Here is a 22,421-nt window from a genome sequence, read left to right as displayed (position 1 = left end):
GAATGCTGTATTAAGCGCTTTTTTTCAGGCAGCCCCAGTTGTGATGGCTACGGTCCGGGTAATTCATTGAGTTGGGCTCCGAGCACCCCTGGCCTGACGGTGATTCCACGCTCCATGGCTCGCTGAACCCCCATGACCACGTCACAACCGTTCGATCTGCGTCTGCCGACCCCCGGCTGTCACAACGACCCAGAACGCGCCGGCCTCGATGCCAAGAGCGTGTTCGACGGCATGACGGAACACCTGTTCTTCACGCTCGGCAAGCTCGCCCCCACCGCCAGCCGCCATGACCTCTACATGGCCCTGAGTTATGCGGTGCGTGATCGGCTGATGATGCGCTACCTGGCCACCACCGAAGCGATGCGGGCCCGCCCGCAGAAATCGGTGGCCTACCTATCGGCGGAATTTCTGATCGGCCCGCAGCTCCACAGCAACCTGCTGAATCTGGGAATTCAGAAGGAAGCCGAAGAGGCCCTGAAGAATTTCGGCATCGAGTCGTTGCAGCAGATCCTGGATGTGGAGGAGGAACCGGGCCTGGGCAATGGAGGCCTCGGCCGTCTGGCCGCTTGCTACATGGAATCGCTCGCCAGCCTGAAAATCCCGGCCACCGGCTACGGAATCCGCTACGAGTTCGGCATTTTCGATCAGCTGATCCGCGATGGCTGGCAGGTGGAGATCACCGACAAATGGCTCAAGGGAGGCTGGCCCTGGGAACTGCCCCAGCCCGACGAGGCCTGCTTCGTGGGCTTCGGCGGTCGCACCGAGAGTTACATCGACGACAAGGGCAACTACCGCTCCCGCTGGATCCCGGCGGAACACGCCATCGGCATTCCCCATGACGTGCCGGTGCTGGGCTATCGCGTCAACATCTGCGACCGGCTGCGGCTCTGGCGCGCGGATGCCACCGAAAGCTTCGACTTCTATGCCTTCAACATCGGCGACTACTACGGCGCCGTTGAGGAAAAGGTGGGCAGCGAAACCCTCTCCAAGGTGCTTTACCCCAACGACGGCACCGACGAAGGCCGGCGTCTGCGCCTGAAGCAGCAGCACTTCTTCGTCAGCTGCTCGCTGCAGGACATGCTGCGCAGCCTCGACAACCGAGGCCTGTCCGTGGAGGACTTTCCCAACTACTGGACGGTTCAACTCAACGACACCCACCCGGCCATCGCCGTGGCGGAGCTGATGCGGCTGCTGATCGATGATCGGCATCTGGAGTGGGACCGGGCCTGGGACATCACCTCCCGCTCCGTGGCCTACACCAACCACACCCTGCTGCCGGAAGCGCTGGAGAAGTGGGACCTCAACCTGTTCAGCAGCCTGCTGCCCCGCCATCTAGAGCTGATCTACGAGATCAACCGGCGCTTCCTGCAGCAGGTGCGGCTGCGTTATCCCGGCAACGACGCCATCCAGCGCAAGCTCTCGATCATCGATGAAGAAGGCAGCAAAGCCGTGCGCATGGCCCACCTGGCCACGATCGGAGCCCACCATGTGAACGGTGTGGCGGCGCTGCACTCCGATCTGGTGAAAACCGACCTGCTGCCTGAGTTCGCAGCGCTCTGGCCGGAGAAGTTCACCAACGTCACCAATGGCGTCACCCCACGCCGCTGGGTCGCCCTGGCCAACCCCGAGATGTCAGCCCTGCTGGATCAGCACGTGGGGCCGGACTGGATCTCCAACATGGAGAGCCTGCGCAAGCTGGAGGAGCGGCAGAACGACCAGGGCTTCCTCGAGCTCTGGGGCAACACCAAGTTGTCGGTGAAGCGCAAGCTGGCCACCTACATCCACCGCAACACCGGCGTGCTGGTGGACCCCGCAAGCCTGTTCGACGTGCAGGTGAAGCGCATCCACGAGTACAAGCGCCAGCACCTCAACGCCCTGCAGGTGATCACCCAGTACCTGCGGATCAAGAACGGCCAGACCGATGGCATGGCGCCCCGCACCGTGATCTTCGGCGGCAAAGCCGCTCCCGGCTATTACATGGCGAAGCTGATCATCCGCTTCCTCAACGGCATCGCCGACACCATCAATGCCGATCCCGACATGGATGGCCTGCTGCGGGTGGTGTTCCTGCCGGACTACAACGTGAAGCTGGGGGAGCAGGTGTATCCCGCCTCCGACCTCTCTGAACAGATCTCCACGGCCGGCAAGGAAGCCTCCGGCACCGGCAACATGAAGTTCGCCATGAATGGTGCCCTCACCATCGGCACCCTTGATGGGGCCAATGTGGAGATCCGCGAGCTGGTGGGAAGCGAGAACTTCTTCCTGTTCGGCAAGACTGTGGAAGAGATCACGGCCCTGCAGCAGGACGGCTACCGCCCTAGCGATGTGATCGCCGCACTGCCGGAGCTGCAGGAGGCCCTGCGGCTGATCGAGATGGGGCACTTCAGCAACGGCGACGGCGAACTTTTCCGCCCTCTGCTCGACAACCTCACCGGCAACGACCCCTTCTATGTGATGGCCGACTACGCCGACTACCTACGGGCCCAGGAGGCGGTCAGCCGTGCCTGGAGCGACCGGATGCACTGGAATCGCATGTCACTGCTGAATACGGCCCGCACCGGGTTCTTCTCCTCCGACCGTTCCATCGGCGAGTACTGCAAAAACATCTGGGCCGTGGATCCTCTCAATGTGGAGATCACCTGCGACGTGCGCTGAAAACAGCCACAAAAAAAGCCCTGGATCCTGTCCAGGGCTTGGAACCAAGATGCAGCGCTTCAGCTCCGATCGGGCAGATCAGGAGTCTGATGCAATAGGCGATTGAGCCGTAGACGGTCCACGTTCAACGGGTCTGGAGCCAGCTCACCGGCCAGTTCGCGGAACTTCTGCTCGATTTCCTCTGGGACGCGCACATCAAACACCCGCTCCATCAACGCCTCGATCGAGAACAGATGGGCGTTGATGTTCTCCAGATCGGCAATGGCCTGCTGGATGCCATCACCTGATTCCTCCGGCACAGGCGCGCCGGATGCTGCAGGCTTCGAAGCGCCTGCTTCGGCGGTCTGGCGGGAGCCGTGCTGCTTCTGCAGATCCTCGAGCACCCGGCCCGACAGGGTGCGGAACGACTGGAGTGCTGCCCAGTTGAGCTCCTGTTGCTGACGAAGCGTGGGGGACTCCCGGATCAGCCGGTCATGCTCCCGGTAAAACCGTTGGCAATCCGGGCACTGGCAGGGCTCTTCCGGCAATGCAGTCCCTCGCGGTCATTACCCACTATGCCACCGATCAAGCCGCCTGAGGCCCGAGATCCTCCTCGGCCTGAGGGCCATCCTCACCAGCGGTGTCGGGCAGAGGGATCTCGATGGAGGACACCACACCGATCACATCCCGCAGCCGCATCGAATCGGCGAACCAGCCCATGGCCTGTTCCGTGTCTCCGCGACGTTCCGCGTCACTGGCCTGATCTTCGTGGGCTTCCGCCAGGAGAGCAAGCCAGCACAGGCAGCGGGCCTGCACCACGGATAAATCCAGATCCGTGGGCTGGGATTCAGCAATCCGCTCACTTTCCTGCTGCACCAACAGCCGCAGACGGAGATCGTGAAGCTGGGTCATGGCACCCAAACCTGGTTGCACCAACCCTAGCGGTGGTGAACGATCTGAACACCCCACCAGATGTAGCGCTCACTACCTCTTGAGCAATTCTCACGGGGCTGGCGGGACTCGAACCCACGACCTACGGTTTAGGAAACCGTCGCTCTATCCAGCTGAGCTACAGCCCCAGACCACTGAATTATGCCCACGAGGCATGATGAGATCTGAAAGCAGGCGAGGTGGTTGCGGCCGATCTCTTTGAGTGTCGGCTGAGGAAAGTCCGGGCTCCCTGATGGCCAGGCTTGCTGGGTAACGCCCAGTGCGGGTGACCGTGAGGAGAGTGCCACAGAAACACACCGCCGATGGCCGGTTCGCCGGCACAGGCAAGGGTGCAAAGGTGCGGTAAGAGCGCACCAGCAGCATCGAGAGGTGCTGGCTCGGTAAACCCCGGCTGGGAGCAAGGCCAAGGAACGATGGCTGGCCATTGGCCCCGTTCCGTTTGAACGCGCCGCTTGAGGCCGTCGGTAACGGCGGTCCCAGATAGATAGCCACCCACCCTCCAAGGAGGCGTGAACAGAACCCGGCTTATGTCCTGCTTTCACCCCTTTTTCAGCGTTGCTCAGGAGTCCTGATGGATCCATCCCGCGCCGCAGAGCTCACCAACCTGATCCAGCGCCTCGACGCTGAGATTCCAATCAACCCTGAGCTACTCGCCTTGGTGAATCAGGCACTCACCCACGTGTCGAGCGGCCGGGCCCGCAACCTGGAACGGTTGGAGTTCCTTGGTGATGCGGTGCTGCGGCTCGCCGCCACCGAATTCATTGATCGCCACCACGCCGATCTGGCGGTGGGTGCCTGCTCCAACCTGCGGGCCCAGCTGGTCAGCGATCGCTGGCTGGCGGACGTGGGTGCAGCACTTGGCATCGAACAGCATCTGCTGCTGGGGCGGCACGCCCAGGGGGATCGGTCCGCCGAATCCAGGCTGCGAGCCGATGCCACCGAGGCTCTGATCGGTGCGTTGTACAGCGCCCTCGGCAACGTTGAAGCGATTCACCGCTGGCTCACCCCCCACTGGTGCGCCACCGCCCAGGCGGTGCTGGCAACTCCCCATCAGTTCGGCGGCAAAACAGCCCTGCAGGAGTGGAGCCAGGGCCAGGGGCTGGGACTGCCCAGATACACCACCGAAGAATGCAGCCGCCAGCACGGCGACCCCGAACGCTTCCGCTGCCGGGTGAGCATCCAAGGCCAAGGCCTAGCGGAGGCCAAAGGCCGATCCCGCAAGGAGGCCGAGCAGAGCGCGGCAACAGCAGCTCTTCAGGCCCTGGAAGGCAGCGACGCGCCACAGGCATCGCAGTGACGGGCACCCTTGCGGTGCCCCTGACGCCCGCAGCTGCTGCAGACCAGCTCCACCGACCTCTGCTGGTGATGGCGCACCCCCGACACCGTCAGGATCCCTGTGGGAATGGCAATGATGCCGAAACCCAGGAGCATCACCACTGAGGCCAGCAGCCGACCCAGTTCCGTCTGGGGCACCACGTCGCCGTAGCCGACGGTGGTTATGGTCACGATCGCCCAGTAGACGCCGCTCGCCACCGTCTGCAACTGGGAATCAGGCCGGGCGCTCTCGATTACAAAGATGCTGTAGCCGAGCACCACCTGCAGCAGGAAGACGAAGAACAGAAAGACGCCGATGGTGCGGGCACTTCCCCGCAATGCCTGCCCCAACACGCGGGCTTCATCGATGAACTTGAGCGGCTTGAACACCCGCAGGATGCGACCGAACTTGAACACCCACAGCAACAGCTCACTGCGCACCTGCGGCACGAAGAAAAAAAGCACCGCCGAAGCGTCAATCAATCCGGTGAAGCTGAACAAGTAACGGCGAGGCCTCTCCACCAAGGCCAGATGAAGGACGAAATCCGCCACAAACACCGCCAAGCAAACGTTCTGAACCAGATCGATCCAGGGCACATTGGTTTGGCGCAGGGCTGAGTTGCCCAGGGGGTCGGGTTCCAGCAAGAGGGCCAGAACACTTAGAAGAATTGCCCCAAAAATGACAGCGTTGTAAGCCTTGCCCGCGGGGGCGCTGGCTTCCAGCACCGTTGACTGCAGCCGTTGTCGCAGGCTTCAGTCAGCATCTATTGCCTTAGGCCGGCTGAAGGTCCTTTAACCGCAGGGTCACCAATTTGTCCCAGTTTCCACCTTCAAACAAAACGGCCGCACGGTCGCCGCTGATTCGCTGCACAAAGCCGGTGTAACCGTTGTAGATCGAAGTGGCATCGGCCACGGTGACAGTGGCGCCGGGGAGGATCGGAGCGGTTGCAGGCGCCATGGCTCGTTCGCGGACGGATCTGGAGCCATTATCGGCAGAGTGCGCGGCGGATGGCATGGCGGAAAGCGACGACTGGCTCAGCGTCGGCAAGATCGTGGGAGTCCAGGGGCTACAGGGGGAACTGCGGGTGAACCCCGCCAGTGATTTTCCCGAGCGGTTCACAGCGCCGGGGCCCCGCTGGCTGCGCAGCCGCAAGGGGGGTGCACCGACGGAGATCCAACTCAAGAAGGGGCGGCAACTGCCCGGCAAGTCGCTGTTCGTGGTTCGGATTGAAGGAATCGACAGCCGTAGCGCCGCCGAAACCCTTGTGGGCCAAGAACTGCTGGTGTCAGCGGATGACCGGCCCGAATTGGACGAGGGGGAATTTCACCTGCTTGATCTGCTGGGCCTGGAGGCACGGCTCGCGGCCGATGGCCCTGCCGTTGGCACCGTGAGCGATTTGATCAGCGGCGGCAACGACCTACTGGAAATCACCACATCGGAGGGCCGCAAGCTGCTGATTCCCTTTGTGGAGGCGATCGTGCCAGAGGTGCAGTTGGAGGACGGCTGGCTGCTGCTCACGCCACCGCCAGGCCTACTGGAGCTCTGACAGATCTCTCTCGGGGCATCGACAGAACCCCATAGGGCAAGCGATTCTGGGTCACCGCTCTCAGGACGTGATGGCCTCCACACCGCTGATTCCTGTGATCCTTTGCGGGGGCACCGGCACACGGCTCTGGCCGCTGTCGCGGGCGAGTTACCCCAAGCAGTATTGGCCGTTGAGCGGAGACGGCGAAGCCACATTGCTGCAGCAGACCCAACAGCGGCTCTATGGCTTGGACGCCCTGGCAGCTCCCCTGCTGATCTGCAATGAAGACCACCGCTTCATCGTGGCCGAACAGATGCGGCAGATCGGGGTCGAACCGAACGCGATCCTGCTGGAACCGATGGGCCGCAACACCGCCCCGGCGGTGACAGTGGCCGCGCTGCAGGCCACGGCCAACGGCGAAGACCCCCTGCTGCTGGTGCTGGCAGCGGATCACCTGATCCGCGATGCCGCCCAGTTCCGCCAGGCCATCGACGCCGGCCGCAAACCCGCCGAAGCGGGACGATTGGTGACCTTCGGGATCGTGCCAACGGCCCCGGAAACCGGCTACGGCTACATCGAAGCCAGCGAACCCTTCTCCCTTGGGGGACCGTCCCATGTGCCGATCAAGCGCTTCGTGGAGAAGCCCGATCAGGCCACAGCAGAGCAATTCCTGGCCACCGGCCGCTTCACCTGGAACAGCGGCATGTTCCTGTTCCGCGCCAGCGCCATGCTGGCCGAACTGGAGCGACTGGCCCCGGAAGTGGTGAGCTGCTGCCGGGCCGCTCTGGAGCAGGACACAGCTGACCTGGAATTCCATCGGCTGGAGCGGGAAGCCTTTGCCAAGTGCCCCAACGTGGCCATTGACGTGGCCGTGATGGAAAAAACGGAACTGGGCAGTGTTCTGCCACTGGATGCGGGCTGGAGCGACGTCGGCAGCTGGAGCGCCCTCTGGGAAACCTCAGAGCAAAAGGATTCCCACGGCAATGTGCTGCAGGGCCACGTGATCAGCGAAGGCAGCCGCGACTGCTATCTGCGCAGCGAACACCGCCTGGTGGTGGGTCTGGGGGTTGAAAACCTCGTGGTGGTGGAAACCGACGACGCCGTGTTGATTGCGGATCGCTCCAAGGCCCAGGAGATCAAGACCGTGGTGAAGCAGCTGGAGGCCGCCAGCAGCCCGGAGGGCAAGGCGCACCGCAAGATCTACCGTCCCTGGGGCCACTACACCGGCGTCACTGAAGGAACCCGCTGGCAGGTGAAACGGATCTCGGTGAAACCCGGCGCCAGCCTGTCGCTGCAGATGCACCACCACCGGGCGGAGCACTGGATCGTGGTCAAGGGCACCGCGATGGTGGAACGCGACGGCGAGTCGCAGCTGATCGGCGAGAACCAGAGCACCTACATTCCCCTGGGCTGCAAACACCGGCTCACCAACCCCGGCCGCATTCCCGTGGAACTGATCGAGGTGCAGAGCGGTGCCTACCTCGGCGAAGACGACATCGTTCGCTTCGACGACGCTTATGGCCGCAGCGATCTCGCCGCTGCAGCCAAAGCGGTGATCACTCCACAGTGACGCTCTTCGCCAGATTGCGGGGCTGGTCCACATCCAGGCCGCGATGGGCGGCGATGTGATAGCTCAGCAACTGCATCGGGACCACGGTGAGCAGGGGGCTGATCCACTCACTCACCTCCGGCACTGGCAGCAGTTCATCAAACAGATCGGTGTCAGGCCCCTGGGGCGCCACACCGATCAACTGCGCATCGCGGGCCTTGGCCTCCTGGGCATTGCTGAGCACCTTCTCGAACACCACACCGGGCACAGCGATCGACACCACCGGCACGCGGGAATCCAGCAAGGCGATCGGGCCGTGCTTCATCTCCCCAGCCGGATAGCCCTCGGCATGGATGTAGCTGATCTCCTTGAGCTTCAACGCCCCCTCCAAGGCAATCGGATAGTTGATTCCCCGGCCCAAGAAAATCACGTCCTGGGTATCGGCAAAGCGATGGGCCAGGGCTGCGGAACGCTGGTCGTGCAGCTCCACCAGCTGGCGCAACTGCTGGGGCAGGCCGCGCAATTCGTCCGCCAAGGCATTGATCTCAGCCGCCGGGCGAGAGCCACGGCGAGCCGCAAAGGCCATCGCCAGCCCATAAAAGGCCAGCAGCTGGCCGAGGAAGGTCTTGGTGGCCGCCACGCCCACTTCGATGCCGGCCCCGATGTCGAGGATGTGGGGCACCTGGCGCGAGAGGGAGCTCTCCGGACGGTTGGTCACCCCCAGCTGGCGGGGGGCGAAGGCCGGATCTCCATGGGCCAGACGCCGCTCCGCCTCCATCGCCAGGGCAGCCAGGGTGTCAGCCGTTTCACCGGACTGAGTCACCCCAATGGTGAGGGTGTGGGGGGCCAGCGGCGGCGGCGCATAGCGGAACTCACTGGCGTAGTGCACCGAGGTGGGAATCCCAGCGAACTGTTCCAGCAGATAGGCCCCAACCATCGCGGCGTGGCGGCTGGTGCCACAGGCCAGGATCTGAATCCGTTCAATCCCGGCGTAAAAGGCATCGTCCAACGGCAGGGCCACCGGCTGCTCCGGCGGCAGTCCCTGGGGCAGATGACGCGCCACCCACAGCTCCGCCGTCTCCGGTTGCTCATGGATTTCCTTGAGCATGAAGTGACGGAACTCACGTTTGTCAGCCACGTGGTCCACACCGCTCAGCTGGGTGGGCATGCGTTGCTGACGGGCCCCTGCGGCGTCATAAAGCTCAACGCCGAGGGGTGAGAGCAAGGCCACCTCGCCGTCTTCCATGGGAAGGATCGTGCGGGTGAAGCCCGCCAGGGCCGGCGTGTCGCTGGCACAGAGGAATTCCCCTTCCCCCAAGCCGATCAACAGGGGGGCCGCCTTGCGGGCCACCACCAGCGCCCCCGGGGCCTGATCCCAGATCACCGCCAGGGCATAGGCCCCTTCCAACTTGGGCAGCACCTGCTGCAGGGCCGCCAGCAACAGCCCACCGCCAGGGGTTCCACCTGCTGCTTGCAGCTGCTGCAGTTCCGCAGCCAGCAAGTGGGGAATCACCTCGGTGTCAGTCTCCGACTGGAATACCACCCCGGAAGCCTCCAGCTGCTCCCGCAGGACCCGATGGTTCTCAATAATTCCGTTCTGCACCACAGCCACCGCTCCATCGCTGCTGCGGTGCGGATGGGCATTGCGCTCTTCCGGCTTGCCATGGGTGGCCCAGCGGGTGTGGCCAATGCCGCATTGCCCCGGAGCACCCTCCGTGTCCACACAAGCGGTGAGATTGCGAAGCTTGCCCTTGGCCCGCAAGCAGGTCAGCTGCCCCTGGGCAGCCACCGTGGCAATCCCTGCGGAGTCATAGCCCCGGTACTCCAGCTGGCGAAGGCCCTCCAGGAGCTGGGGTGCTGCTTCTCGGGAGCCCACAAGGGCAACGATTCCGCACATACAAAAAAAGCCCGGCTGAAGCCGGGCCGAGCTTATGAGGTGAAACGGGGCAAATCAGTAGGCCAGACCCATGGAGCGGGTGGTCTCGTCGCCCAGGTAGACGCGAATGCTGAGGAAGTCGGTGGGGCAGGCGGTTTCGCAGCGCTTGCAACCGACACAATCTTCCGTTCGAGGCGAAGAGGCAATTTGGCCGGCCTTGCAGCCGTCCCAGGGCACCATCTCAAGCACGTCGAGAGGGCAGGCACGCACACACTGGGTGCAGCCGATGCAGGTGTCGTAGATCTTGACGGCGTGGGACATGTGCCCGATGCATACGAAGGCTTGCGGCAAACGTACCCGTCCTTCGCCGGTCCATGGCCAGGCCGTCACCGTTGTTAACGGCGCGGTCATTGAGAAAGGGACCACGAAGGCGTGCCCGTAAGATGCAGCGTCCCGTTGCCACGGCTATGTCCCAGGAAGCGATTCTCGAAAAGGTGCGCTCAATCGTTGCGGAGCAACTCAGTGTTGACTCCGGCGAAGTGAAGCCCGAATCCAACTTCCAGAACGATCTGGGTGCTGATTCTCTGGACACCGTGGAACTCGTGATGGCCCTGGAAGAGGCCTTCGACATCGAGATCCCCGACGAAGCCGCTGAAGGCATCACCACCGTCGGCGACGCCGTCAAATACATCGAAGACAAACAGGCCTGAGCAACGCAATGGTGGATGGTCTCCATCGCGTCGTCATCACCGGCCTCGGCGCGGTCACACCGATCGGCAACACGGTTCAGGATTATTGGGACGGCCTCACCTCCGGTAGAAACGGAGTGGAGGCCATCACCCTGTTCGATGCATCCGAACACGCCTGTCGCTTTGCGGCGGAGGTGAAGGATTTCGATCCGTCCGGCTTCATCGAACCGAAGGAAGCCAAGCGCTGGGATCGGTTCTGCAAGTTCGGCGTGGTGGCTGCCAAACAGGCTGTTGCCCATGCAGGCCTTGATATCAACGACGAGAACGCGGATCGAATTGGCACGATCATTGGCTCTGGCGTCGGCGGCCTGCTGACGATGGAGACCCAAGCCCACGTGCTTGAGGGTCGTGGGCCGGGACGGGTGAGCCCGTTCACGGTGCCGATGATGATTCCCAACATGGCCACGGGCCTCGCTGCCATTGCCCTGGGCACCAAGGGACCCAGCTCCGCCGTGGCTACCGCATGCGCTGCCGGCTCCAATGCCGTTGGCGATGCCTTCCGTCTGCTCCAAATGGGCAAAGCCGACGCGATGGTGTGCGGTGGCGCCGAATCGGCGATCACTCCCCTGGGAGTGGCCGGCTTCGCCAGTGCCAAGGCCTTGTCGTTCCGTAATGACGACTCGGCTACCGCCAGCCGTCCATTCGACAAGGAGCGCGATGGCTTCGTGATCGGTGAAGGTGCCGGCGTGCTGGTGCTCGAAACCCTCGAGCACGCCCAGGCCCGTGGCGCCACGATCCTGGGTGAAGTGGTGGGTTATGGGATGACCTGCGACGCACACCACATCACCTCCCCCACACCCGGCGGCGTCGGTGGCGCCGAGGCGATGCGCCTTGCCCTGGCCGATGGCGGCATTGATCCATCCGAGATCGACTACGTCAACGCCCACGGCACCAGCACCCCGGCGAACGACAAAAACGAAACCTCGGCGATCAAAAGCGCCCTGGGTGAACGTGCACTGCAGATTCCGGTGAGCTCCACCAAATCGATGACCGGTCACCTGCTGGGTGGTTCTGGTGGCATCGAGGCTGTGGCCTGCGTGCTGGCGCTGCAACACGGCGTCGTGCCTCCCACGATCAACCACACCACACCGGATCCCGACTGTGATCTGGATGTCGTGCCCAACGAGGCGCGGGATCAGACACTGGGAACTGTCTTGTCCAACTCCTTCGGCTTCGGCGGCCACAACGTCTGCCTGGCTTTCAAACGCGCCAGCTGAGCCTCCGCGCTCACGTCGTGCGTCAAAATCGCTCCAACTTTTCCTCTTAACACCATGGTCGCTGCGCCCGCGTCACTCGACACGCTCTGCATCAACAGCATTCGGATGCTGGCTGTCGACGCCATCAACAAGTCCAACAGCGGCCACCCCGGCCTGCCGATGGGCTGCGCACCCATGGGTTACGCCCTCTGGGACAAGTTCCTCAAGCACAACCCCAAGAACCCCAAGTGGTTCAACCGCGACCGATTCGTGCTCTCCGCCGGTCACGGCTGCATGTTGCTCTACGCGCTGCTGCACCTCACCGGATACGACTCGGTCTCCATTGAGGACATCAAGCAGTTCCGCCAGTGGGGCTCCAAGACTCCTGGCCACCCCGAAACCTTCGAGACCCCTGGCGTTGAAGTGACCACCGGCCCCCTGGGTGCAGGCATCTCCAACGCCGTGGGCCTGGCCATTGCTGAATCCCACCTTGCGGCCAAGTTCAACAAGGCCGACGCCACCGTGGTGGATCACTACACCTACGTGATCATGGGCGACGGCTGCAATCAGGAGGGTGTGTCCTCCGAAGCTGCCTCCCTGGCCGGTCACCTGAAGCTGGGCAAGCTGATCGCCCTGTACGACGACAACAGCATCACCATCGATGGACGCACTGATGTGTCCTTCACCGAGGACGTGCTGAAGCGCTACGAGGCCTACGGCTGGCACGTGCAGCACGTGGCCGAGGGCAACACCGATGTTGATGCCATCGCCAAGGCGATCGAGGCTGCCAAGGCTGTGACCGACAAGCCGTCGATCATCAAGGTGACCACTACCATCGGCTACGGCTCCCCCAACAAGGCCGACACTGCCGGTGTGCACGGTGCTGCTCTGGGCGAGGAGGAAGCAGCCCTGACCCGTCAGCAACTGGGTTGGGACTACGCCCCCTTCGAAATTCCCCAGGACGCCTACGACCAGTTCCGCCAGGCCATCGACCGCGGGGCCAGCCTCGAGGCCGAGTGGAACCAGACCCTGGCCACCTACCGCACCAAGTACCCCAGCGAAGCCGCCGAGTTCGAGCGGATGCTGCGCGGCGAGCTGCCCGAGGGTTGGGACAAGGACCTGCCCACCTACACCCCTGAAGACGGTGGTCTGGCTACCCGCAAGCACTCCCAGATCTGCCTAGGTGCTCTGGGCCCCAACCTGCCCGAACTGATCGGCGGCTCCGCCGACCTCACCCACTCCAACTACACGGACATCAAGGGTGAAACCGGCTCCTATCAAGCCAGCAGCCCGGAGAAGCGCTACCTGCACTTCGGTGTGCGTGAGCACGCCATGGCAGCCATCCTCAACGGCATCGCTTATCACAACAGCGGCTTGATCCCCTACGGCGGCACCTTCCTGGTCTTCGCCGACTACATGCGTGGTTCCATGCGCCTGTCGGCCCTGAGCGAGCTGGGCGTGATCTACGTTCTCACCCACGACTCCATCGGTGTCGGCGAAGACGGCCCCACCCACCAGCCGATCGAAACCATCCCCTCCCTGCGGGCGATGCCAAACATGCTGGTGTTCCGCCCTGGCGACGGCAATGAGACCAGCGGTGCTTACAAGGTGGCGATCCAGAACCGCAAGCGCCCCAGCTCCCTCTGCCTCAGCCGCCAAGGCATGGCTAACCAGGCGAACTCCTCGATCGACAAGGTGGCCCTGGGTGGTTACGTGCTGGAAGACTGCGCTGGAACTCCCGATCTGATCCTGATCGGCACCGGCACCGAACTGGACCTCTGCGTCCAGGCCGCCAAACAGCTCACCGCTGAAGGCAAGAAGGTGCGCGTGGTCTCCATGCCCTGCGTCGAGCTGTTCGACGAGCAGACCGACGCCTACAAGGAAGAGGTGCTCCCCAACGCCGTGCGCAAGCGCATGGTGGTGGAAGCCGCTGAATCCTTCGGCTGGCACCGTTTCATTGGCCTGGATGGCGACAGCGTCACCATGAACCGCTTCGGCGCTTCCGCCCCCGGCGGCACCTGCCTCAAGGAATTCGGTTTCACGGTGGAGAACGTGGTGGCCAAAGCCAAGGCCCTGCTCGGCTGATCGCCAGAACACTTCAATAACAAGGCCTCCTGCCTCGGCAGGGGGTCTTTTTTTATGCCACCAACCCGACTAATGGCCCTACACCAAAAAGCCCGACGTCCTAACGGACGTCGGGCCAAGATCTTATTGCAAGCAGGCAATCAGTCGGCTTTGTCGAGTTTGACCGGCGTCAGCTCTGCAGCGCCGGTGTTTGCTTCGAGCACCTTTTCAAGACCTTCGAGATCTTCATCAGTGATCTTGGTCTGCATCGGGCAGTGCTTCGGTCCGCACATGGAGCAGAACTCAGCCTGCTTGTAGATGTCAGCCGGCAGGGTTTCGTCGTGATACTCCTTGGCCCGCTCAGGATCCAAGGACAGCTCAAACTGCTTGTTCCAGTCGAAGTTGTAGCGGGCGCGGCTGAGCTCGTCATCACGGTCACGGGCGCCGGGGCGATGGCGGGCGATGTCTGCAGCATGGGCAGCGATCTTGTAAGCGATCAGGCCTTCGCGCACATCCTCAGCATTGGGAAGACCGAGGTGCTCCTTCGGCGTCACGTAACAGAGCATCGCCGTGCCATGCCAACCGGCCATCGCCGCACCGATCGCAGAGGTGATGTGGTCGTAACCGGGAGCAATGTCGGTGACCAAGGGACCGAGCACATAGAAGGGTGCTTCGCTGCACTCCTCCATCTGCTTCTTCACGTTGAACTCGATCTGGTCGAGGGGAACGTGGCCGGGACCCTCCACCATCACCTGCACGTCGTGCTTCCAAGCGCGACGGGTCAGTTCACCGAGGGTGTGCAATTCAGCCAGTTGAGCAGCATCCGATGCATCGTGCTGGCAACCGGGACGCAGCGAGTCGCCAAGGGAGAAGGTGCAGTCGTAGCGCTTGAAGATCTCGCAGATGTCATCAAACCGCGTGTAGAGCGGGTTCTGACGGTGGTGATACAGCATCCATTGAGCCAGGATGCCGCCGCCGCGGCTGACGATGCCGGTGATGCGGCCTTTCACCTTGGGAAGGTGCTCAATCAACAGGCCAGCGTGGATGGTCTGATAGTCGACGCCCTGCTGACAGTGCTTCTCGATGATGTGGAGGAAATCGTCCTCATCGAGCTTCTCGATCGATCCGTGGACGCTCTCAAGAGCCTGATAAACAGGCACGGTGCCGATCGGAACGGGGGATGCACCGATGATCGCGGTGCGCACCTCATCGAGGTTGACGCCGCCGGTGGAGAGATCCATCACGGTGTCGGCGCCGTACTTCACCGCCAACTTCAGCTTCTTCACCTCCTCAGCCGCATCAGACGCATTCGGAGAGGCGCCGATGTTGGCGTTCACCTTGCACTTGCTGGCGATGCCGATCGCCATCGGCTCCAGATTGGTGTGGTTGATGTTGGCCGGGATGATCATTCGCCCCCGGGCCACCTCTTCCATCACCAGCGATTCGGGCAGGTTCTCCCGCTTCGCCACATGGGCCATTTCTTCGGTGACCACTCCCTGACGGGCGTAATGCATCTGAGAGACGTTGGCCTGACCCTTACGGGACTCAACCCAGGAAGCGCGCATGATCTGAGGTGCGACGGACAGCCCAGGGGTCGACGTTTGGCCGTGGATCACGCTCAAGCACTTCCCTGCGCCGGCATGACCCGGAATCAGGTTCGGAGGGTGTGATCTCAGTCTGGGTTCATGGGAAAACCCGGACACCCCTAGTGATGTTTGAACGCTAGCAAGCGTTGCTCAACAACCCTTCAGCTGACCTGCAAACCATTGAGCACCGCAGCCACCACCCGGTGGTCGCTGTCCTGCTGCAGAGATTGCAACAAGCCTCTGGCCTGCACCGCGATGGAATCGGTACCCCCCTCCCGAACGATCCGACTGAGAATTTCAGCCCCACTCACCCGCACGGTGCCATCGGCATCAGCGATTGCCATGGTTGCCAACTCCAGCAACCAAGCCAAATCAATATCAGGTTGTTCCGCCAAGGTGGACAGAATGCTGCAGCGCACCAGCCAGGCTGCATCAGCTTCAAAGGCCGAACGCAGAAAAGGCCAGGCCCGCTCCACTCCGTAGCTGGCCAAAGCATTGGCTGCCTCGGCCCGCACATTGGGGTCTTCATCGGCGGTGATCAACGCACTCAGCACAGTCCAGCCCTGTTCGGTGCGCTTGTAGCCCAATCCATTGCAGCTCAAGGAACGCACTAGAAAGGGCTTCTGCTCCGTGCCCAGCACCAGCAACGGCACAGCCTCAGCATCCGAGCAATGGCGGAGCTTTGTGATCGCCGGCATCGCCTGAACCGGATCCCCACTGGCAATGGCCTGGCGGACCTCCTCGAGATCAGGGCGTTGCGGATCGGTTTCGTTCATGGGTTGCTGCCAGGGGTGCGCGCCCGTTGAAGATCGGCCAACAGCCTGGCGCGGCGGCGCTGCCGACCGAGAGCACTGCTGATGATCAAACCCGAACCCACCAAGATCGCGGGCAACACCTGCACCCGGTCCTTGCCTTGGCGCTGGTTGGTAGCCAGCAATGCGAGCAGGATCAGCAATGGAGCCCCGAGGGAAACCCAAATCACCGCACGACGTTGGTTCATGCCGAGGTGTTCTCCGTGATCCAGGCCAGCACGGTGGCCGTGAGAACCGCAATGCCAACCCCGAGGGCACCTTCCTCCAGTGCGAACGCTCCGTTGTGCAGCGGCGCACACCCCTCGGGCCCGGCCACGCCCAGCCGCACCATCATTCCCGGCACATCCCGAAGCAGCTCAGCAAAGTCTTCCGCCCCCAGGGAAGGCTGCTCCACCGGCAGCACCTTGTCGCGCCCCAGACACTCCACCGCACAACGTTCGAGCAAGGTCGTGAGCTGCGGATCGTTGTGCACCGGTGGCGCTATGCAGCGGTAATTCACCACTGCCGTACCCCCTCCACTGGCACAGATCCCCTGCACCGTCTCATCGATCCAAGCCGGCAGCTGGGCGTGCTGCTTCAGATCCAGGCAGCGCACCGTACCCAGCAAGCGCACCTGATCGGCAATCACGTTGAAGGCGCGACCGCCCTCCACTTTGCCGAAACTGATCACCACCGGCTGCAACGCATCCAAGCGGCGGGCGATGGTCTGCTGAAGCTCTGTGATCACCCGAGCCGCCAGCCAAACAGCATCCACCGACTGGTGGGGACGGGCGCCATGGCCACCCTGACCCTGAACAAAGATTTCCAGCTCACCGGCCGCCGCTGTAAGACAACCCCGCCGTATTCCCACCGTGCCCACCGGCAGATTCGGCACCACATGCACGCCGTACAAGGCATCAAGGCCTTCCACCGCCCCCGCATCCCGCATCCACACCGCCCCCTGGGCCAACTCTTCGGCGGGTTGAAACAGCAGCCGCACTCGAGCCCCTAAGTGGGGCTCCTGAGCCAGCAAGCGCGCGACACCAAGGCCCGTGCAGGTGTGAAGGTCGTGGCCACAGGCATGCATCAGGCCCTGGCGGGTGGAGGCATAGCTCAGCCCGGTGCGCTCCTCCACCGGAAGCGCATCCATGTCCACCCGCAAACCCACCGTGGGGCCGTGATCAGGCCCCAACTCGGCCACCACGCCCGTGCGGCCAACTCCCTCACGAACCCGCCAACCCAGCTGACGCAGTTCACCGGCGACCAGAGCAGCCGTCTGATGTTCCTCACCGCTGAGCTCAGGGTGGGCATGCAGATGCCGGCGCAGCTGCAGCAGCTCAGGCAGCTCCCGGCTGAGTCGATCGGAAAGGGACGCCGCTTGGGTCATCTCAGGACGCCTCCAAGGCCAGGAACGCCATTAGATCCGCCGTCGGCTGCGGTGGCCAGCGGCGCACCTGCTCCAGCCAATCGGCCTGGCGGTAACGCTGATCCAGGCCGGCCGCCGCGGCCCAGTGGCTTTCGGCTTCACCACTGGATCCTTCGCGCCAGAGCAGGCCACTGAGGGCCGCCCGAGCATCGGCAAACAAGGGATAGCGACGGATCAGTTTGCGCAATTCCGCCTCCGCCCATTCGAGATCCCCTGCTTGCCAGGCCGCCAGCGCCTCGCTGGAGCGGGCCATGGCGAAGCCGGGGCGGGCAAGAGCAGCCTGGCCATAAAGCTCTCGCGCCAAAGGCCAGTCCCCTTGCGAGCCACGCACATTGGCCAGGTTGTAGAGGGCTGAGGCATCTTGCGGATCGCGCTCCAGAATCCAGAGATAGTCGTCCGCTGCCGCGGACCAGTCCTGAAGCGCTTCCTCCGCCGTGCCCCGGTTCAGATGGGGGTCGCTTTCCTCCGGCGCCAGCGCAATCGAGGCGCTCTGATCGTCGATGGCCCCGGAAGGATCACCCAGAGCGAGACGCACATTGCCGCGGTTGCTCAGCGCTGCTGCATCGTCTGGAGCCTGCTCCAGAAAGCGGTCCCAAAGGGGCAACGCCTCCACAAAATCCCCCTGACGGCTTACCGTCAGCGCCTGCTCATAAAGCCCCTGCAGGTCGAGGGCCTGCACTGGCATGGCCAGCACCAGACTCATCAACAGGACGAGAAACCGGTTCATGCCGCCTCGGCCAGATGACTGCGGGCCGCATCCGTGACCATGCGTCCTCGGGGGGTGCGCATCAGCAACCCCTGTTGCAACAGAAACGGCTCCACCACGGTCTCCAGGGTGACGGGATCGTCGCCAAGGGCCGCCGCCAGAGTCTCCAGGCCCACCGGGCCACCACCGTGGTGGTCGATCAGCAGCTGCAGCAAACGCCGATCGCTGGCATCGAGGCCCCGATGATCCACGCGGTGCAGGCTCAGGGCCTCTCCCACCAGGGCCTGATCAATGGCTCCACCACTACCGCCACGCACGCTGGCCACATCACGCACCCGGCGCAGCAGGCGGTTGGCAATCCTGGGCGTACCGCGGCAGGAGGCGGCAATGCTGCTGCGGGCCTGCGGTGTGAGGGTGACCCCGATCAGCCCGGCGGTGCGCTCAACGATCGCTTCCAGGTCGTCCTGGCCGTAAAACTCCAACCGCTGGATCAGGCCGAACCGGTCCCGCAGCGGGGAGCTCAGCGATCCGGCGCGGGTGGTGGCCCCCACAAGGGTGAAGGGCGGCAAGTCGAGGGAACGGGTTCGTGCTGTGCTGCCCTTGCCCACGGTGAGATCGAGGCGACGGTCTTCCATCGCCGGATAAAGCAGCTCCTCCGCCACCCGGCTCAGACGATGAATCTCGTCAATGAACAGCAGATCACGGGGCTGCAGGTTGACCAACAAGCCAACGATGTCGCGCGGGCGTTCCAAGGCCGGTGCACTGGTGACCTTGCACTGCACCCCCATCTCTTCGGCCAACACCATGGCCATGGTGGTTTTGCCCAAACCCGGCGGGCCATAGAGCAACACATGATCGAGGGCATCGCCGCGGCCAAGCGCCGCTTCCACCGCAATGCCCAGCACCTGCTTGAGCTCGCTTTGGCCGATGTAGTCGTTCAGGCGCTGGGGCCGAAGCTTGTCTTCCGGCCGACTCACCACCTCTTCAGGTGCCGGCTGGGGGTCCACCAGCGCTTCAGGGCGGCGTGGTGGCTTGCGACCGGAGCTGGAGGAGACAATCGCCATGCGGGCAGGGTACCCAGACCTGGATAGGGTCGGAAGACGCAGCCGCAGCCATGGCCAAGGGAGGAGCGAAAAAAGCAGCCGCAGCCGCGGCACGGGCCGCCGCCAATCGGATGCTGGCGGACAACCGGCAGGCACGGCACCAGTACGAGATCCTCGAAACCCTCGAAACCGGCATCGAGCTGGTGGGCACCGAGGTGAAGTCGATCCGCAACGGCAAGGCCAACCTGCGCGATGGCTTCTGCCTGATCCGCAATGGAGAGCTGCAGTTGCACAACGTGCACATCTCACCCCACACCCACGCCGGCAGTTACTTCAACCACGACCCACTGCGCACCCGCAAACTGCTGGCCCACCGCCGTGAGATCGACAAGCTGCGCGGTTTGGTGGATCAAAAAGGGCTCACGCTGATTCCCCTCAACATTCACCTCAAGGGGTCCTGGATCAAGCTCACCATCGGGCTGGGAAAAGGGCGCAAGTTGCACGACAAGCGCGCCGCCGAAAAGGAAAAGCAATCCAAGAAGGACGTGAAAGCAGCGATGGAGCGCTACTGATCGAGCGGGTTCGCCCGACAGGACAGGGTGAACAGACTCGAAGAGACCCCTTCGTTGGTGACCAGGACCTGCAGCGGCGAGCCCGCCTCCGGAGCAATCCGAGTCACCCGAAGCGGACCACGCTCCGCCTCCACCTGCCCATTGACGCCGAAAACCATCATCTGCATCAGCGGTGTGCCGTTGATGCCCAGGGCCACGGCATCACCTGCTGGAGCCTCCACCAGCACCAAACGCGCGCCACCAGGAGGGATCGGCAATGACGTGATGGCGGGTTCAAGCGGGCGCGCTTTGAGACGCACGATCTCAACGTCATCAAGGCTCTGAATCGCCGCTGCAATCCAGAGCTGAAGAAAGGGGTTGGCGGGTTTGCGGCCACGCATGGTGACCGGCAGCAGATCCTGGGCTCCAGCACTCACCAGATGCTCCACGACCCGCGGATGAACGCCCTGTTTCAGCAGCGCCTCACGCGGCTGCTGCCAGTCCGCTGCCTTCAGACGCCCCAACTGAGCCCGAATCGCCGGCGGCAGCAAGGCAATCCGAGCCAGCCATTGCTCAGCCAGCTCGGTCCAGACCCTGCGGTACGGCGCATCCTGCTGCGGCTCCCTTCTGAGCTGGCTGGCATCCACAAGTTCGACAAACCAGCCGCGATCCACTTGAAGCGCCCGCAGCCGGCTGAGCAATTGCTGGCGTTGATCCAGCTCCGCCGACGGCAGGCTGTCGGATGGGGCTGAAGTCGCCCCCTCCCTACCGGTGAGAGATGCCCTATCTGCGGTGGAACTGCGCGGGAGCAGAAACCAACCGATGGCGGAACCCACCAGAGCCGACAAAGCCAGCGCGATCACCACGGGCCAGAGGCGACCTTCCGCTCCCTGCTCGCGAGCTAGCGCACGACTGGTTCGCACCGACACGCCAGGCTCCGGTTCGGACGCGGGCAACGCCACCTCCTCCAGCGCCTTCAGCACCTCGGAGGCCTGGCTGAAACGCCGCTCCGGTTCTTTCGAGAGCAGGCGCTCCAGCACCTGACGGAATCCTGCGTCCAGCTCGAGGTGTTCCGGCCAGCCGCCGTCCTGACCTGCGATCCCGCCCAGCAACGCCACAGCGGTCACCCCCAGGTCGTGCAGATCGCTCCAGGCAGCATCCGGCTCTGTAGCTCCCTGCCGCTGCAGCCGGCCACCGTCCAGCAGCACCGGTAAGCCATCGCCGCGGCGACGCAGCAATTGGCGGGGATTCAGATCACCGTGCACCAAGCCGCAGCCATGCAACAGCGCCAGCACCGGCAGGATCTGGCGCAACAACAGCAGCACCTCGGCGGCAGCGAAGCGCCTCTGCCGCAACAGCACGTCGTAGCTGACACCGTCCTGCCAGTCGCGAATAAGCCAGACAGAGCCATCCAGCTCCAACAGCTCGCCGCAGCGGGGCACTTGGGGATGGAGCAGGGCCTGCAACTGCGGCCACAGCGCCTGCTGCCGCTTCTGGGACTCCGGGGTCTGCAGTTGTCGAATGGCCACCGGCAGATCCCCGGCCATCACATCCACCGCACGCCAGAGCGAACCACGAAAGGGATCGGGCCCGCTCAGCCGCTCCTCCAGGCGGTAACGCTCCACCAACACCGTGCCGGAACCGCTCAAGGGATTCAGCCGCATCGATGAGCAGATGGTACCGATCGCTCTGGATCTGCTTTTGCCGGCAAACTGAGCCAAGAGATTGCGACGAGGAGCTCAGGCGGGATGAAATCAGACGAACGGCGTCAGGCCATCAAAAGGCAGCGTGAGCAGCTGATCCAAGACCTGGAGGCGGTCTACATGGCGGCCTTCGATCGCCTGGGAGAACTGGAAGGCGAAGTGGGAGAAGTGAAAGCAGCGCAACTCACCCAGATGATCCTCAACTCCAAAACCGCCGCAATCGAGCCCCTGGAGAAAGAGATCGAAAAACCGGTGATCACCACCCCTGGCGAGGCATGAGCAGCTGGCTGGAGCAGTTGGAGCGGGAGCTGGACGCCCGTCTCTCCGCCTTTCTGCGCAACAACCCCGTCCAGGAGCACCTGTTCAGCGAACAGCACCTGAAGGATCGGGCGGCAGCCCTGCAACGGCAACGCCAGCAACTGCAGGGCGAGGCGAAGCAACAACGCCAGCAGCTGCTGAGGCTGGCCGAGGACGTGCGGGCCTGGCGCAGCCGGGTGGAGCGGGCCAGGACCGCCGGCGCAGCCGATCTGGCCGGGCGCGCCGAACAACACCTCACCAGCCTGATGAACCAGGGCCGCGCCCTCTGGGCCGACCTGGAGGATCTGGGACGCCGCTTCAACGAGGTGGAGCGGCAGTTGCAGGAGCTTCAACAGCAAAAGCAAACGCCCAGCCCCTCAATACTGGAGAAGGACTGGGCGTTGTTTGAAGCGGAACAGGAGCTTGAGCAGCTGCGCCGTGACGCTGGGCTGAATTAAA

At 63.4% G+C, this 22,421-nt stretch carries 23 protein-coding genes, 1 tRNA gene, 1 other RNA gene and 1 riboswitch; of the genes, 11 read left to right on the top strand and 14 right to left on the bottom strand.

Features of this window, described 5'->3' with window-relative positions; translation table 11 throughout:
• The first annotated feature begins 132 nt into the window (after positions 1 to 132).
• Positions 133 to 2,655, top strand: coding sequence for a glycogen/starch/alpha-glucan phosphorylase (locus tag NCN05_RS03685; protein WP_250397033.1), 2,523 nt, complete (start codon positions 133 to 135; stop codon positions 2,653 to 2,655).
• 59 nt (positions 2,656 to 2,714) lie between these two features.
• Here the strand turns inward: NCN05_RS03685 and NCN05_RS03680 are convergent, their stop codons facing one another.
• The 3 genes from NCN05_RS03680 to NCN05_RS03670 form a co-directional block, all read right to left on the bottom strand.
• On the bottom strand, positions 2,715 to 3,182 hold the full coding sequence (locus NCN05_RS03680; RefSeq protein WP_250397032.1) for a DUF8661 family protein: 468 nt from the start codon (positions 3,180 to 3,182) through the stop codon (positions 2,715 to 2,717).
• 37 nt (positions 3,183 to 3,219) lie between these two features.
• Positions 3,220 to 3,546: a DUF8670 family protein gene (locus tag NCN05_RS03675; protein ID WP_025362017.1), complete on the bottom strand. Its 327-nt coding sequence runs from the start codon at positions 3,544 to 3,546 to the stop codon at positions 3,220 to 3,222.
• 93 nt (positions 3,547 to 3,639) lie between these two features.
• A tRNA-Arg gene (locus NCN05_RS03670) sits at positions 3,640 to 3,713 on the bottom strand.
• Positions 3,714 to 3,752: 39 nt separating this feature from the next.
• Here NCN05_RS03670 and rnpB point away from each other — a divergent pair.
• Both rnpB and rnc read left to right on the top strand, forming a co-directional pair.
• Positions 3,753 to 4,128: RNase P RNA component class A (rnpB, locus tag NCN05_RS03665), an RNA gene on the top strand.
• 28 nt (positions 4,129 to 4,156) lie between these two features.
• Positions 4,157 to 4,882, top strand: a complete 726-nt coding sequence (gene rnc, locus NCN05_RS03660) for a ribonuclease III (protein ID WP_250397031.1) — start codon at positions 4,157 to 4,159, stop codon at positions 4,880 to 4,882.
• On the opposite strand, the gene NCN05_RS03655 is transcribed toward rnc, so the two are convergent.
• Both NCN05_RS03655 and NCN05_RS03650 read right to left on the bottom strand, forming a co-directional pair.
• On the bottom strand, positions 4,840 to 5,625 hold the full coding sequence (locus NCN05_RS03655; protein ID WP_502988797.1) for an ion transporter: 786 nt from the start codon (positions 5,623 to 5,625) through the stop codon (positions 4,840 to 4,842). The two genes, rnc and NCN05_RS03655, sit on opposite strands and share 43 nt — an antisense overlap.
• Before the next feature lie 46 nt (positions 5,626 to 5,671).
• Entirely contained in the window at positions 5,672 to 5,857 is a 186-nt protein-coding gene (locus NCN05_RS03650; RefSeq protein WP_250397030.1) for an NAD(P)H dehydrogenase subunit NdhS, read from the bottom strand.
• A gap of 55 nt (positions 5,858 to 5,912) precedes the next feature.
• On the opposite strand from NCN05_RS03650, the gene rimM reads away from it, so the two are divergent.
• Positions 5,913 to 6,446, top strand: coding sequence for a ribosome maturation factor RimM (rimM, locus tag NCN05_RS03645; RefSeq protein WP_250397105.1), 534 nt, complete (start codon positions 5,913 to 5,915; stop codon positions 6,444 to 6,446).
• Between the two features lie 70 nt (positions 6,447 to 6,516).
• A complete protein-coding gene (locus tag NCN05_RS03640) occupies positions 6,517 to 7,995 on the top strand; it encodes a mannose-1-phosphate guanylyltransferase/mannose-6-phosphate isomerase (RefSeq protein ID WP_250397029.1) in 1,479 nt (492 codons plus the stop codon).
• Here NCN05_RS03640 and glmS read toward each other — a convergent pair.
• Together glmS and psaC are read right to left on the bottom strand one after the other, a co-directional pair.
• Positions 7,982 to 9,871 (bottom strand): glutamine--fructose-6-phosphate transaminase (isomerizing), encoded by a 1,890-nt coding sequence (glmS, locus tag NCN05_RS03635; protein WP_250397028.1) that lies wholly within the window; start codon positions 9,869 to 9,871, stop codon positions 7,982 to 7,984. The two genes, NCN05_RS03640 and glmS, sit on opposite strands and share 14 nt — an antisense overlap.
• A 54-nt stretch (positions 9,872 to 9,925) precedes the next feature.
• Entirely contained in the window at positions 9,926 to 10,171 is a 246-nt protein-coding gene (psaC, locus tag NCN05_RS03630) for a photosystem I iron-sulfur center protein PsaC (protein ID WP_006850103.1), read from the bottom strand.
• 146 nt (positions 10,172 to 10,317) lie between these two features.
• Here psaC and acpP point away from each other — a divergent pair, with 146 nt between their 5' ends.
• The 3 genes from acpP to tkt are packed head-to-tail and all read left to right on the top strand — an operon-like array spanning position 10,318 to position 13,880.
• The gene (gene acpP / locus NCN05_RS03625; RefSeq protein ID WP_011363161.1) at positions 10,318 to 10,560 is read left to right on the top strand and encodes an acyl carrier protein; all 243 of its coding nucleotides are present in this window, start codon (positions 10,318 to 10,320) and stop codon (positions 10,558 to 10,560) included.
• Positions 10,561 to 10,568: 8 nt separating this feature from the next.
• Positions 10,569 to 11,816 carry a beta-ketoacyl-ACP synthase II gene (gene fabF / locus NCN05_RS03620; protein WP_250397027.1) on the top strand — a complete coding sequence of 416 codons (1,248 nt, stop codon included), beginning with the start codon at positions 10,569 to 10,571 and terminating at the stop codon, positions 11,814 to 11,816.
• A 54-nt stretch (positions 11,817 to 11,870) separates the two neighbouring features.
• Positions 11,871 to 13,880, top strand: coding sequence for a transketolase (tkt, locus tag NCN05_RS03615; protein WP_186509591.1), 2,010 nt, complete (start codon positions 11,871 to 11,873; stop codon positions 13,878 to 13,880).
• Positions 13,881 to 14,020: 140 nt separating this feature from the next.
• Here tkt and thiC read toward each other — a convergent pair whose 3' ends face one another.
• The 6 genes from thiC to ruvB all read right to left on the bottom strand — a co-directional run bounded on the left by thiC (position 14,021) and on the right by ruvB (position 19,432).
• A complete protein-coding gene (gene thiC, locus NCN05_RS03610; protein WP_115009642.1) occupies positions 14,021 to 15,424 on the bottom strand; it encodes a phosphomethylpyrimidine synthase ThiC in 1,404 nt (467 codons plus the stop codon).
• A gap of 45 nt (positions 15,425 to 15,469) precedes the next feature.
• A riboswitch (TPP riboswitch) is annotated at positions 15,470 to 15,576 on the bottom strand.
• 30 nt (positions 15,577 to 15,606) lie between these two features.
• The gene (locus NCN05_RS03605) at positions 15,607 to 16,221 is read right to left on the bottom strand and encodes a HEAT repeat domain-containing protein (protein WP_250397026.1); all 615 of its coding nucleotides are present in this window, start codon (positions 16,219 to 16,221) and stop codon (positions 15,607 to 15,609) included.
• Positions 16,218 to 16,445 (bottom strand): DUF3188 domain-containing protein, encoded by a 228-nt coding sequence (locus NCN05_RS03600; protein WP_011363156.1) that lies wholly within the window; start codon positions 16,443 to 16,445, stop codon positions 16,218 to 16,220. Before NCN05_RS03600 ends, NCN05_RS03605 begins: the two co-directional genes overlap by 4 nt.
• Positions 16,442 to 17,623 (bottom strand): amidohydrolase, encoded by a 1,182-nt coding sequence (locus NCN05_RS03595; RefSeq protein WP_250397025.1) that lies wholly within the window; start codon positions 17,621 to 17,623, stop codon positions 16,442 to 16,444. The genes NCN05_RS03600 and NCN05_RS03595 overlap by 4 nt, the downstream gene beginning before the upstream one ends.
• A gap of 1 nt (position 17,624) precedes the next feature.
• Positions 17,625 to 18,389 (bottom strand): tetratricopeptide repeat protein, encoded by a 765-nt coding sequence (locus NCN05_RS03590; RefSeq protein WP_250397024.1) that lies wholly within the window; start codon positions 18,387 to 18,389, stop codon positions 17,625 to 17,627.
• Positions 18,386 to 19,432 (bottom strand): Holliday junction branch migration DNA helicase RuvB, encoded by a 1,047-nt coding sequence (ruvB, locus tag NCN05_RS03585; protein WP_115131540.1) that lies wholly within the window; start codon positions 19,430 to 19,432, stop codon positions 18,386 to 18,388. The genes NCN05_RS03590 and ruvB overlap by 4 nt, the downstream gene beginning before the upstream one ends.
• Positions 19,433 to 19,482: 50 nt before the next feature.
• Here ruvB and smpB point away from each other — a divergent pair, with 50 nt between their 5' ends.
• Positions 19,483 to 19,983: an SsrA-binding protein SmpB gene (gene smpB / locus NCN05_RS03580; protein ID WP_115009647.1), complete on the top strand. Its 501-nt coding sequence runs from the start codon at positions 19,483 to 19,485 to the stop codon at positions 19,981 to 19,983.
• Here the strand turns inward: smpB and NCN05_RS03575 are convergent.
• Complete coding sequence (locus tag NCN05_RS03575) at positions 19,977 to 21,626, bottom strand: serine/threonine protein kinase (RefSeq protein WP_250397023.1); 1,650 nt, start codon at positions 21,624 to 21,626, stop codon at positions 19,977 to 19,979. The genes smpB and NCN05_RS03575 overlap by 7 nt on opposite strands.
• Before the next feature lie 84 nt (positions 21,627 to 21,710).
• Here NCN05_RS03575 and NCN05_RS03570 point away from each other — a divergent pair, with 84 nt between their 5' ends.
• Both NCN05_RS03570 and NCN05_RS03565 read left to right on the top strand, forming a co-directional pair.
• A complete protein-coding gene (locus NCN05_RS03570) occupies positions 21,711 to 21,944 on the top strand; it encodes a hercynine metabolism small protein (protein WP_115009649.1) in 234 nt (77 codons plus the stop codon).
• Positions 21,941 to 22,420, top strand: a complete 480-nt coding sequence (locus NCN05_RS03565) for a hercynine metabolism protein (RefSeq protein ID WP_250397022.1) — start codon at positions 21,941 to 21,943, stop codon at positions 22,418 to 22,420. Before NCN05_RS03570 ends, NCN05_RS03565 begins: the two co-directional genes overlap by 4 nt.
• The last annotated feature ends 1 nt before the right edge of the window (position 22,421 follow it).

The organism is Synechococcus sp. MU1651, assembly GCF_023630635.1.
In the GTDB taxonomy this organism is placed as follows: Bacteria; Cyanobacteriota; Cyanobacteriia; order PCC-6307; family Cyanobiaceae; genus Parasynechococcus.
The sequence above is the reverse complement of the archived record's forward strand: the minus strand, read 5'-3'. Positions and strand labels throughout refer to the sequence as shown.